The sequence below is a fragment of the Micromonospora sp. NPDC049201 genome (assembly GCF_055586805.1).
On the sequence record NZ_JBVJHM010000009.1, the window covers coordinates 307928 to 320150 of the forward strand.

General features: G+C 72.0%; 9 protein-coding genes. 4 read left to right on the forward strand and 5 right to left on the reverse strand.

Going from position 1 to position 12223, the window contains the following annotated elements; translation table 11 throughout:
- Positions 1-72: 72 nt before the first annotated feature.
- The gene (gene ileS / locus ACZ6O5_RS21675) at positions 73-3219 is read right to left on the reverse strand and encodes an isoleucine--tRNA ligase (RefSeq protein ID WP_465979552.1); all 3147 of its coding nucleotides are present in this window, start codon (positions 3217-3219) and stop codon (positions 73-75) included.
- A gap of 422 nt (positions 3220-3641) precedes the next feature.
- On the opposite strand from ileS, the gene ACZ6O5_RS21680 reads away from it, so the two are divergent.
- Positions 3642-4085: a carboxymuconolactone decarboxylase family protein gene (locus tag ACZ6O5_RS21680; RefSeq protein ID WP_465979554.1), complete on the forward strand. Its 444-nt coding sequence runs from the start codon at positions 3642-3644 to the stop codon at positions 4083-4085.
- Positions 4082-4966, forward strand: coding sequence for an RNA polymerase sigma factor SigJ (sigJ, locus tag ACZ6O5_RS21685; RefSeq protein ID WP_465979556.1), 885 nt, complete (start codon positions 4082-4084; stop codon positions 4964-4966). The genes ACZ6O5_RS21680 and sigJ overlap by 4 nt, the downstream gene beginning before the upstream one ends.
- A 30-nt stretch (positions 4967-4996) precedes the next feature.
- Here sigJ and ndk read toward each other — a convergent pair whose 3' ends face one another.
- Entirely contained in the window at positions 4997-5422 is a 426-nt protein-coding gene (gene ndk / locus ACZ6O5_RS21690) for a nucleoside-diphosphate kinase (protein WP_405090857.1), read from the reverse strand.
- Between the two features lie 144 nt (positions 5423-5566).
- Here ndk and ACZ6O5_RS21695 point away from each other — a divergent pair, with 144 nt between their 5' ends.
- Positions 5567-6820, forward strand: coding sequence for a VOC family protein (locus tag ACZ6O5_RS21695; RefSeq protein WP_465979558.1), 1254 nt, complete (start codon positions 5567-5569; stop codon positions 6818-6820).
- A 77-nt stretch (positions 6821-6897) separates the two neighbouring features.
- On the opposite strand, the gene ACZ6O5_RS21700 is transcribed toward ACZ6O5_RS21695, so the two are convergent.
- The 3 genes from ACZ6O5_RS21700 to ACZ6O5_RS21710 all read right to left on the reverse strand — a co-directional run bounded on the left by ACZ6O5_RS21700 (position 6898) and on the right by ACZ6O5_RS21710 (position 11381).
- Positions 6898-7302, reverse strand: a complete 405-nt coding sequence (locus tag ACZ6O5_RS21700; RefSeq protein WP_465979560.1) for a DUF4233 domain-containing protein — start codon at positions 7300-7302, stop codon at positions 6898-6900.
- The gene (locus ACZ6O5_RS21705) at positions 7299-8642 is read right to left on the reverse strand and encodes a bifunctional folylpolyglutamate synthase/dihydrofolate synthase (RefSeq protein ID WP_465979562.1); all 1344 of its coding nucleotides are present in this window, start codon (positions 8640-8642) and stop codon (positions 7299-7301) included. Before ACZ6O5_RS21705 ends, ACZ6O5_RS21700 begins: the two co-directional genes overlap by 4 nt.
- Before the next feature lie 120 nt (positions 8643-8762).
- Positions 8763-11381 (reverse strand): valine--tRNA ligase, encoded by a 2619-nt coding sequence (locus ACZ6O5_RS21710; RefSeq protein WP_465979564.1) that lies wholly within the window; start codon positions 11379-11381, stop codon positions 8763-8765.
- A 69-nt stretch (positions 11382-11450) separates the two neighbouring features.
- Here ACZ6O5_RS21710 and ACZ6O5_RS21715 point away from each other — a divergent pair, with 69 nt between their 5' ends.
- Positions 11451-12128 carry a hypothetical protein gene (locus ACZ6O5_RS21715; protein WP_465979566.1) on the forward strand — a complete coding sequence of 226 codons (678 nt, stop codon included), beginning with the start codon at positions 11451-11453 and terminating at the stop codon, positions 12126-12128.
- Positions 12129-12223: the final 95 nt, after the last annotated feature.

Here is a 12223-nt window from a genome sequence, read left to right on the forward strand (position 1 = left end):
CCCGCCGGTGCGTCGAGTGAGACGGGGCCCCTTCTCTACCGAAGGCGTTAACAAGGGGCCCCGCCTTACACCTCACACGCGGCGGACGCTGACCACCACGCGCTCGCCGTCGCCGACCTCGCCGGCGAAGCCGTCGAGGCCCTCGACGAAGTCGATGCTCTCCGCCAGCACCTCCCGCGCCACGAAGTCCGTGAACGCGGCGACCGCCGCGCGCACCTCCTCGGACGCCGACACCGCCACCGTGATCCGGTCCGAGATGTCGAGGTCGGCGTCCCGGCGGGCCTGCTGCACCACCCGGACCACGTCCCGGGCCAACCCTTCGGCGGCCAGTTCCGGCGTGACCTCGGTGTCCAGCACGACCACGCCCTCACCGCCGGGCAGCGGCGCGGAGTGCTCGGCGTCGGCGGCGACCAGGCGCAGCTCGTACTCGCCCTCGGCCAGGGTGACCCCGGCGGCGACCGGGGCGCCGTCGACGAGTTCCCACTCCCCCGACTTGACCGCCTTGATCACCTGCTGGACCGCCTTGCCGACGCGCGGGCCGAGCGCCCGCGGCACCACGGTCAGCACCTGCTGGCAGTAGGCCGCCACCTCGCCGGTGAGCACGACCTCCTTCACGTTGACCTCGTCGGCGACCAGCTCGGCGAACGGCCGGAGCTGGTCGGCGACCGGCGAGGCCACGGTCAGCGTCGCCAGCGGCAGCCGGACCCGCAGGCCCTTCGCCTTGCGCAGCGACAGCGCCGCCGAGGCGACCGCCCGGACGTTGTCCATCGCGGAGACCAGCTCGTGGTCGGCCGGGAACTCGTCGGCCGACGGCCAGTCGGTCAGGTGCACCGACCGCTCGCCGGTCAGCCCGCGCCAGATCTCCTCGGCGGTCAGCGGCGCCAGCGGCGCCACCACCCGGCAGAGCGTCTCCAGCACGGTCGAGAGCGTGTCGAACGCGTCCGCGTCGCCGGCCCAGAACCGGTCCCGCGAGCGACGCACGTACCAGTTGGTGAGCGCGTCCAGGTAGGACCGGACGGTGGCGCAGGCGCCGGAGATGTCGTACGCGTCCATCTGCGCGCCGACGGTCGCCACCAGCTCGTTCGTCTTCGCCAGCACGTACCGGTCGAGCACGTTCGTCGAGTCGGTGCGCCGACGCGCCTGGTAGCCGTCCGCGTTGGCGTAGAGCGTGAAGAAATACCACACGTTCCACAGCGGCAGCAGCACCTGACGCACCGCGTCCCGGATGCCCGACTCGGTGACCGCCATGTCCCCGCCGCGCAGTACCGGCGAGGACATCAGCATCCACCGCATCGCGTCCGACCCGTACGCGTCGAAGACGTGGTAGACGTCCGGGTAGTTGCGCAGGCTCTTGGACATCTTGCGCCCGTCGGAGCCGAGCAGGATGCCGTGGCTCAGGCAGTTGCGGAACGCCGGCCTGTCGAACAGCGCGGTGGCCAGCACGTGCATGGTGTAGAACCAGCCACGGGTCTGCCCGATGTACTCGACGATGAAGTCGCCCGGGTAGTGGTGCTCGAACCAGTCGCGGTTCTCGAACGGGTAGTGCACCTGGGCGAACGGCATCGAGCCGGACTCGAACCAGCAGTCCAGCACCTCCGGCACCCGGCGCATCATCGACCTACCGGTCGGGTCGTCCGGGTTGGGGCGGACCAGGTCGTCCACCGCCGGCCGGTGCAGGTCGGTCAGGCGTACGCCGAAGTCGCGCTCGATGTCGTCGAGCGACCCGTACACGTCGACGCGCGGATAGGTCGGGTCGTCGGAGCGCCAGACCGGGATCGGCGAGCCCCAGAACCGGTTCCGGCTGATCGACCAGTCCCGGGCGTTGGCCAGCCACTTGCCGAACGAGCCGTCCTTGATGTGCCCCGGCGTCCAGTTGATCTGCTGGTTCAGCTCGACCATCCGGTCCCGGAACTGCGTCACCGCGACGAACCACGACGACACCGCCTTGTAGACAAGCGGCGTGTCGCAGCGCCAGCAGTGCGGGTACGAGTGGGTGTAGACGTCCTGCCGCAACACCACCCCCCGCTCCTTCAGCTCCCGGATCACCGGCTTGTTCACGTCGAAGACCTGCTCGCCCTGGTACGGCGGGACCAGCGCGGTGAACCGGGTGTGGTCGTCCACGGTGACCACGGTCGGGATGCCGGCCGCGTTGCAGGTGTTCTGGTCGTCCTCGCCGAACGCGGGCGCCAGGTGGACGATCCCGGTGCCGTCCTCGGTGGTCACGAACTCCGCGCCGAGCACCTGGTAGGCGTTCGGCCCGGCCGGCTCGACCAGGAAGTCGTAGAGCGGCGTGTAGCGACGACCGACCAGGTCCCGGCCGTGCACGGTGCCGACCTGCTGGTACCCCTCCAGTTCCTTGGCGTACGCGCCGAGCCGGGCCGCGCCGACGACGTACCGCTCGCCGTCGCGGTCCAGCACCGCGTACTCGATGTCGGGGCCGACGGCGAGCGCCAGGTTCGACGGCAGCGTCCACGGCGTGGTGGTCCAGACACCCAGCCTGACCGGCCCGCGCAGCGGCTCCGGCGCGTTCTCGTCGGCGGTCAGCTCGAACCACACGGTCAGCGTCGGGTCGTGCCGGTCCCGGTAGACGTCGTCCATCCGGGTCTCGGTGTTCGACAGCGGGGTCTCGCACCGCCAGCAGTACGCCAGCACCCGGAAGCCCTCGTAGACCAGGCCCTTGTCGTGCAGCGTCTTGAAGGCCCACATGACGCTTTCCATGTAGTCCAGATCGAGCGTCTTGTAGTCGTTGGCGAAGTCGACCCAGCGGGCCTGCCGGGTGACGTAGCGCTCCCAGTCCTGGGTGAACTCCAGCACGCTGGCCCGGCAGGCGTCGTTGAACCGCGCCACGCCGAGGTCGAGGATCTCCGCCTTGCTGGTGATGCCGAGCTGCTTCTCCGCCACCACCTCGGCCGGCAGCCCGTGGCAGTCCCAGCCGAACCGGCGCTCGACGTGCCGCCCGCGCATGGTCTGGTAGCGCGGCACCACGTCCTTGACGTAGCCGGTGAAGAGGTGGCCGTAGTGCGGCAGGCCGTTGGCGAACGGCGGGCCGTCGTAGAAGACGTACTCGTTCTTGCCGTCGTCTCCGGCGGGGCGGGCTTCCAGGCTCGCCTCGAAGGTCTTGTCGGCGGTCCAGTGCTCAAGCACCCGACGCTCGACCGCGGGCAGGTCCGGGCTCGCCGGGACACCGGCGCCGGTCGGGTCGTGCAACGGATAGGCCATCGGGGGTCGCTCTCCTCGCGCAGCTCACTCGTCGGTGGGTCTGCGAGGACGAACGTCTCCGGGTACGCCTGGAACGACGCCCCCGGGTGGTCCGCGGTACCACCCCGCTTGACGGTCGAGGTGCGACCGCCCGCTCGTTGGTCGGCTGTGACGGGCCGTCCCGTCCGGTTCTACTGAGCCGGTTGCCCGACCGTTCTTCCGGAGGCTCGCCGGTGATGGCCGGGTCGACGCCTGTACGCCCCAGCCTACCCTCCCCGCCCGCCCCGCCGCCCCCGAGTAAGGAGGGGCCCCCTGTTAACGCATACGGATTGGAGGGGGCCCCTCCTTACAGAAGCGCATGACCGGCGTCACATCGTCGGGCGTCACGCCGGCCGGGGTCGGATCCGTCGTGTGGGCGTAGCGACGACACGAGGGAGAAGACGATGAGCCGGATCAACCTGGCGACGGTGGCGCCGGAGGCGTACCAGGCGGTGCTCGGGCTGGAGACCTACGTCCGGGGCAACCTGGACCACACCGTGCTGGAGCTGGTGAAGGTGCGGGCATCGATGCTCAACGGCTGCGCGTTCTGCGTGGACATGCACACCCGGGACGCGCTGGGCGCCGGGGAGGACAGCCGGCGGCTGTTCGCGGTGGCGGCCTGGCGGGAGGCGCCGTCGTTCTTCGACGAGCGGGAGCGGACCGCGCTGGCGCTGACCGACGCGGTCACCCGGCTCGGCGAGCACGGCGTGCCGGACGACGTGTGGGACGCCGCCGCGAAGGTCTGGTCGGAGAAGGAGCTGGCGGACCTCGTCGTCGCGATCGCCACAATCAACGTGTGGAACCGAATCGTGATCAGCAGTCGGACCCAGCCACCGCGCGAGGTGTGACCGCCACCGGAGCGGCGGAGTCGGCCGGTGCGCTCACCGCGCACCGGCCGATGCTGCTCGGGCTGGCCTACCGGCTGCTGGGCAGCCTGCACGACGCCGAGGACGTGCTCCAGGAGGCGTACCTGCGCTGGCTCGGCGTGGACCGGGAAACGGTCACCGAACCGCGCCGTTACCTGTCCCGGGTGGTGACCCGGCTGGCGCTGGACCGGCTGCGCGCCCGGCAGGCCGCCCGGGAGACGTACGTCGGCCCGTGGCTGCCCGAGCCGGTGCCCACCGACCCGTCGCCGTTCGGGCCGTTGGAGACCGTCGAGCTGCGGGAGACGGTCTCCACCGCCCTGCTGCACCTGCTGGAACAGCTCACCCCGCCGGAGCGGGCAGTCTACGTGCTGCACACCGCGTTCGCGCTGCCGTACGCGGAGATCGGCGACATCCTGGACCGGTCGGCGGCGGACTGCCGCCAGCTGCACCACCGCGCGGCGGCCCGGCTGACCGAGCAGCGGCGACGCTTCACCGCCGGCCCGGCCGAGCAGCGACGACTGCTCGACGCGTTCCTCGCCGCGGCGCGCGACGGCGACCTGGCCCGGCTGACCGATCTCGTCGCGGCCGACGCCACCGCCTGGTCCGACGGCGGCGGGCGGATCCGCGCGGCCCGCAACCCGCTGTACGGCGCGGACCGGATCGCCCGCTTCTTCGCCGGGGTGTACGGCCGCCGGCGGCCCGGGGTGCGGATCGCGTCGGTCGAGCTCAACGGCGCGCCGGCGCTGGTGCTGAGCTGGCCGGACGGCGCCTGCTACACGCTCGGGGTCGCCGCGGCCGGCGGCCGGATCACCGGCGTCTACCTGGTCGGCAACCCCGACAAGCTCAGCCGGGTCGCCGGCTGACGGGGCGGGCCGGCGCCGGTCGGGCTGCGGTCAGTCCAGCTCGGGGAACCAGAGCGCGATCTCGCTCTTGGCGCTGTCCGTCGAGTCGGAGGCGTGCACCAGGTTCTCCCGGTTCGACAGCGACAGGTCGCCACGGATGGTGCCGGCGGCGGCCTTGCGACCGTCGGTGCTGCCGATCATGCCGCGCACCACCTCGATCACCTGGTCGCCGGAGAGCACCAGGGCCACCAGCGGGCCGCCGGTCATGAACGTCTTCAGCGGCGGGTAGAACGGCTTGTCGACGTGCTCGGCGTAGTGCTGGTCGGCGAAGTCGCCGTCGATGGTCCGGCTCACCAGCGCGTCGATCCGCAGGCCCTTGCGCTCGAAACGGGACAGGATCTCCCCCACCAGACCGCGGCGCACCGCGTCGGGCTTGATCAGTACGAGCGTCCGCTCTGCCGGGCTGCTGCTGGACACGCTGGTTTCCTCCTGTGCACGAACCGGGGTCAGGCTGGGTACGGTCAGCGTAGCGACCCGGTCCCGGCGCCGGCGCGGCGGCTGCGTCTTCCCTGGCCCGCCGCGGCGGCCTAGCCTGGCCTTGGAACCCCTGGGAGGTCCACTGTGGCGAATGGCGGGAACCGCACCATCGCGCCGGTACGCAAACTGATCGGCGCGGTGCTGGGCACCGTGGCCGCCTTCGTGACCCTGTTCGGGCTCGGCATGACCAGTTGGGCGATCGTGGCGCTCGGCGTCGCGCTGCTGGTGCTCGCGATAGCCCTGGCCACGGTGCGCGGCGGTGGCCGCACCTGGGTGGTCGGCCTGGGGCACGTGCACAGCGCGTCCGAGCCACCCACGCAGTACGCGTTCGGTCGCTGCGAGTTGCAACTGGTGATCGACGCCCCCGGGCTGCCGCCCCGCTCCAAGAAGATCATCGAGCCCCGGGTGCCGGTGGCCAAGTGGCCCTCGCTCGGCCAGGCGCTGCCGGTCCGGGTGGCCCTCGACGACCAGCGCCACGTCCGGGTGCTCTGGGACGAGGTGCCCACCCACGCCGAGAACGCCGCCACGGTCGCCGACCTGCCGCCCGAGTACGCCGGGCCGGAACAGCCGCTCGACGAGCCGCTCTTCGGGCAGGAGGCGCCGCCGTGGGCCGGGCGCGCCCCGGAGGACGACTTCCGCGACGACTACCCGCCCGCACCGGACCCGCTGCTGGACGACGTCACGCTGCGCGGCGAGGAGCGCGGGCCGGTGGTGATGCACCAACGGCCCGGCGGCCCGGTCGTGCTGGAGGGGCAAGTGGTCGAGCCGACCACCCTCGGCCCGCTCCCGCGCCGCGCGCCGGCGCCCCGCCCGCCGGCCGAGGAGCAGGACCCGGACACGGTCCCGGTGGAGTCGATCGACGTGCCGTTGGACGCTCCCGAGTCCGCCACCACGCCCACCCCGCAGGAGCTGGACGAGGCCATCTTCGGCCCGGTCGCCGACGCCGAGCCGGACGAGCTGGCCAGCCCGATCAGCGGGGTCGGCATCACGCTGCTCGTCACCGACCTGGACCGGTCCCTCGACTTCTACCGGGAGCTGGGCTTCGACGAGATGGACCGGGGCGAGGGCAACGCCGTGCTCTCCTCCGGGCCGACCCGGCTGGTGCTGCGCCGGGTGACCGGGGCCGCCCCGATCAGCCGCCGGCTGGTGCACGTCAACCTGGAGGTCGACGACATCCAGGCGGCGTACGAGCGGCTGCGCGAGTCCGGCGTGCGCTTCACGTACGCCCCGCGGGTGGTCAACCGGGGCACCAAGCTGGAGGTCTGGGCCGCCGCCTTCCGCGACCCCGACGGCCACGGCGTGGCGCTGACGCAGTGGCGCACCCTAGCCGACGCCTGACGGCGCAAGGCCGGGCCCCTTCTTAACGCATTCGGTAGAGAAGGGGCCCCCGCTTAACACGCGCATGCGGACCGCGCTCAGCCGAGGATGACCCGCCGCACGTGCAGCGCGTACGCCCACACCAACGCGAAGATCACGCCGAGCCCGAACAGCGACCAGTGCAGCAGCCCGGAGAGCAGCAGCAGGCCCTGGAGCACGGTGCCGGCGTGCCAGGCCCAGGGGCGGCGCATCATGCCGGCCAGCACCACACAGGCGACCGCCAGCGCGACGATCACGCCGATCGCGGCGCCGCCCAGGTCACCGCCGACCACCCGGATCGGCTGGATGGCCAACAGCAGCACCAGCGCCTCCAGCGCGAGCGTGCCGGCGCCCAGCCCGCGTACCGCCCGGTCCGGGTTGCGCAGTCCGGAGCGGCGGACGCCGCCCGACTGCTCCGACCCCGACTGCTCCGACGCGTCCGGGCGCTGCTCCGGGCCGGTCATCGCTTGAGCAGCCGGCGGGCGTCGGCCACGGTCACCACCGAACCGGTGATCAGCACGCCCACCCCGGCCAGCTCGCCCGGCACGTCCGACTCGGCCTCCGCCACCGCCGCCTCGATGGCGTCGGGCATGTCCCGGGTCACCTGCACCCGGTCCGGCCCGAAGACCTCCCGGGCCAGCTCGGCCAGCTCGTCGACGGGCATCGCCCGGGGCGAGCTGTTCTCCGCCACCACGATCGTGTCCAGCACCGGCTCCAGCAGTTCGAGCAGGCCCGCCGCGTCCTTGTCGCCGAGCACCGCCAGCACGCCGACGAGCTTGCTGAACGCGAACTCCTCCTGGAGCGCGGCCACGGTGGCGGCCATCCCGTGCGGGTTGTGCGCGCCGTCGAGCAGCACCGTCGGAGCGGTACGCACCCGCTCCAGCCGGCCCGGGGAGCTGGTCGCCGCGAAGCCCTCGCGGACCGCCTCGATGTCGAGCTGCCGCCGCGCGCCGGCCCCCAGGAACGCCTCCACGGCGGCCAGCGCCACGGCCGCGTTCTGCGCCTGGTGGGCGCCGTGCAGCGGGATGAAGATCTCCTCGTACACCCCGCCCAGGCCCTGGATGGTCAGCACCTGACCACCGACGGCGACGGCCCGGCGCATCACCCCGAACTCGGCGCCCTCCCGGGCGACCGTGGCGTTGACCTCGGCGCAGCGTTCCAGGATCGGCCGGGCCGCCTCCTCCTCCTGCGCCGCGGCGATCACCGTGGCGCCAGGGTGGATGATGCCCGCCTTGTGCAACGCGATGTCCTCGATCGTGTCGCCCAGCCACTCGGTGTGGTCCAGCCCGATCGGCGTGATCACCGCGACGCCGGCCTGGATCACGTTCGTCGCGTCCTCCGCGCCGCCCAGCCCGACCTCCACCACCGCCACGTCGACCGGGGCGTCGGCGAACGTGGCGAACGCCAGCGCCGTGGTCAGGTCGAAGTACGTCAGCGGCTCGGCGGAACGCTGGTCGACCAACTCGGCCAACGGCGCGATCTCCCGGTACGTGGAGACGAACCGTTCCTCGCTCACCGGCTCACCGTCCAGGCTGATCCGCTCCCGGACGGTCTCCAGGTGCGGGCTGGTGTAACGCCCGGTGTGCAGCCCGAACGCCCGCAGCAGCGAATCGATCATCCGGGCCGTCGAGGTCTTGCCGTTGGTGCCGGTCAGGTGGATCGACGGGTATGCCCGCTGCGGGCTGCCGAGCAGGTCCAGCAGGCTCTCGATCTTCTCCAGCTCGAACCGCATCCGGGTGAAGCCGCGCGCGTTCAGCGCGGCCTCCACCTCGACGAACGCGGCGTGATCGGTACGGTCGCTCACGCGGAGCCACCTTCCGTTCGCGACTGCGGGGCTCGCAACACCGGCTCACTCCTCGCGCTCACGCGGAGCCACCTTCCGTTCGCGACTGCGGGGCTCGCAACACCGGCTCACTCCTCGCGCTCACGATGTCAGGGCCTTTAGGGCGGCGTCGATCCGGGCCAGGTCCGTCTCGGCCACCGCCAGCCGCTCCCGGATCTTCGCGACCACCGGCTCGGGCGCCTTGCCGACGAACGCCGGATTGTTCAACTTCGCCCGCGCCTGGGTGGCCTCCTTCTCGGCCGCCGCGCGGTCCTTGGTGAGCCGGGCACGCTCGGCCGCCACGTCGATCGCGCCGCGGGTGTCGAGCGCGACGCTCACCTCGCCGGGCATGGCCAACGTGGCGCTGGCCTGGAAGTCGTCGCCGGGCGCGTCGAGCCGGGCCAGCGACCGGATCAGCGGCTCGTGCGCCGCGACGCCCGCGCCGGCCAGGCCGTCGAGCCGGGCGGTGACCCGCTGGGTCGGCCGCAGCCCCTGGTCCGAACGGAACCGGCGGACCTCGGTCACCACCCGCTGCAACGTGGCCACCTCCGCCTCCGCGGCGTCGTCGATCCCGGTACGGTCCACCGCCGGCCACCGGGCCGCCAGCAGCGTCTCCGCGCCGGTCAGCGCGGCCCACAGCTCGTCGGTGACGAACGGGATCACCGGGTGCAGCAACCGCAGCAACTGGTCCAGCACGTGGCCCAGCACCCGGCGGCTGGCGTCGGCCGCCGGCCCGCCCTCGGCGAGCACCGACTTGCTCAGCTCCACGTACCAGTCGCAGACGTCGTCCCAGGCGAAGTGGTACAGCAGGTCGCAGACCTTGGCGAACTCGTACGCCTCGAACTGCTCGTCCACCTCGGCCGTGACGTGCGCCAGCCGGGACAGGATCCACCTGTCGACGGTCGACAGCTCACCGGCCGCCGGCAGCGGACCGTCGGTGTGCGCGCCGTTGAGCAGCGCGAACCGGGTGGCGTTCCACAGCTTGTTGCAGAAGTTGCGGGAGCCCTGGCACCACTCCTCGCTGACCGGCACGTCCTGGCCCGGGTTGGCGCCGCGGGCCAGCGTGAACCGGGTGGCGTCGGCGCCGAACCGGTCGATCCAGTCCAGCGGGTCAACCACGTTGCCGAACGACTTCGACATCTTCTTGCCGTGCTCGTCGCGGACCATGCCGTGCAGCGCCACCACGTCGAACGGCTGGACGCCGTCCATCGCGTACAGGCCGAACATCATCATCCGGGCGACCCAGAAGAACAGGATGTCGTAGCCGGTGACCAGCACGCTGGTCGGGTAGAACTTGGCCAGGTCCGGCGTCTGCTCCGGCCAGCCGAGCGTGGAGAACGGCCAGAGGCCGCTGGAGAACCAGGTGTCCAGCACGTCCTCGTCTTGGTGCCAGCCCTCGCCGGTGGGCGCGGCCTCGTCCGGGCCGACGCAGACGATCTCGCCGGCCGGGCCGTACCAGACCGGGATGCGGTGGCCCCACCAGAGCTGGCGGGAGATGCACCAGTCGTGCATGTTGTCCACCCAGGCGAAGTAGCGCTTGGCCAGCTCGGCCGGCTCGATCTTCACCCGGCCGTCCCGCACCGCGTCGCCGGCCGCCTTGGCCAGCGGTCCGGTGTTGACGAACCACTGCAACGACAGTCGCGGCTCGACTGTCGTCTTGCACCGCGAGCAGTGCCCCACCGCGTGCAGGTACGGCCGCTTCTCGGCCACGATCCGGCCCTGCTCGCGCAGTGCCGCCACGATCGCCGGGCGGGCCTCGTACCGGTCCAGGCCCTGGAACGGCCCTGGCGCGGTGATCACACCCCGCTCGTCCATGATCGTCAGCGAGGGGAGGTCGTGCCGCTGCCCGATCTCGAAGTCGTTCGGGTCGTGCGCCGGGGTCACCTTGACCATGCCGGTGCCGAAGCTCGGATCGACGTGCTCGTCCGCGACGATCGGGATACGCCGGTCGGTGAGCGGCAGCGCCACCTCGGTGCCGATCAGGTGCTGGTACCGCTCGTCGTCCGGGTGCACCGCGACCGCGGTGTCGCCGAGCATCGTCTCGGCCCGGGTGGTGGCCACCACGACCTCGTCGCCGTAGCGGATCGAGACCAGCTCGCCCTCGTCGTCGGTGTGCTCGACCTCGATGTCGGAGAGCGCGGTGAGGCAGCGCGGGCACCAGTTGATGATCCGGTTGGCCCGGTAGATCAGCCCGTCGTCGAAAAGCTTCTTGAACATGGTCTGCACGGCCCGGGAGAGGCCCTCGTCCATGGTGAAGCGCTCCCGGTCCCAGTCGACCGCGTCGCCGAGCCGGCGCATCTGGCCGAGGATCGCACCGCCGGACTCGGCCTTCCACTGCCAGACCCGCTCGACGAACTTCTCCCGCCCGAGATCGTGGCGGGACAGCCCCTCACCGGCGAGCTGCCGCTCGACCAGGTTCTGGGTGGCGATGCCGGCGTGGTCCATGCCGGGCAGCCAGAGCGCCTCGAAGCCCTGCATCCGCTTGCGCCGGGTGAGCGCGTCCATCAGCGTGTGCTCGAACGCGTGGCCCATGTGCAGCGAACCGGTGACGTTCGGCGGCGGGATGACGATGGCGAACGGCGGCTTGTCACTCTCCGCCGACGCCCGGAAGTGCCCGCCGGCTACCCACTGCTCGTACCGTCGCTGCTCTACCTCGCCGGGCTGGTACTGGCCGGCAAGGGTCGGGGCGTCGGGGCGTCGGGCATCCAGTCTCTCGGTCACTCTCAAAGTCTACGGAGCGCTTCCGGAGACCTGACGTGCGCCACCGGTGATTCGCGTACGGTGGCGGACATGTCCGACGCGCATCTCACCGAGCGTCAGGTCGACGGGGGTCACAGTCCGGTCGAGCTGACCGACGAGCCGATCCGACTGAGCCGCCGCGACCCCGCGCTGGAACCCGAACGACGGCCCGTCTCGCGACGGCGAAAGGTCGTGCTGGCCGCGGTCCTGGCGGCCGGCCTCGCCGGCGCCGGCGCGCTCGGCCTGGGCGGCTGGCGGGTGCTCCAGCAGAAGGACACCGAGCTGACCCAGCCGCCCGGGGTGGCCGGGCTCACCCGGGACGACAGCGACCGGGCCCGCAGCACGGCCGAGTACCTGCGCGACGGATTCGCCGCCGACATCGACCTGGACCGCAGCTTCGGCGCGGTCTACTCGGACCCGGCGGACGCGAAGCGGGCGGTGCTGCTGTTCGGCGGCACCACGCTGCTCTGGCAGCCCGAACGGGACCTGGACACGCTCTTCGGCCTGATGGCCGACGAGACCGGCAAGGTCTCGGCGGTACGCGAGGTCGACGCCGGCCGGCTGGGCGGCGTGATGAAGTGCGGCACCACGAGCGGCGACGGCGGAGACTTCGCGGTGTGCGGCTGGGCCGATCACGGCAGCGTGGCGATGGGGATGTTCCCCGGCCGGGCGGTCGACGACGCCGCCACGTTGTTCCGGGAGATCCGCGAGGGCGTGCAGCGCCGGTGAAACGCAGTTCAGGGCCACCCCGAAGGGTGGCCCTGAACTGGAAGATTGTCCGGCGGTGTCCTACTCTCCCACACCCTCCCGAGTGCAGTACCATC

Excerpts from the sequence above, each read along its gene's own strand:
- ileS (WP_465979552.1), bottom strand. The coding sequence starts at position 3,219 with ATGGCCTATCCGTTGCACGACCCGACCGGCGCCGGTGTCCCGGCGAGC.
- ACZ6O5_RS21680 (WP_465979554.1), top strand. The coding sequence starts at position 3,642 with ATGAGCCGGATCAACCTGGCGACGGTGGCGCCGGAGGCGTACCAGGCG.
- ACZ6O5_RS21700 (WP_465979560.1), bottom strand. The coding sequence starts at position 7,302 with ATGACCGGCCCGGAGCAGCGCCCGGACGCGTCGGAGCAGTCGGGGTCG.
- ACZ6O5_RS21715 (WP_465979566.1), top strand. The coding sequence starts at position 11,451 with ATGTCCGACGCGCATCTCACCGAGCGTCAGGTCGACGGGGGTCACAGT.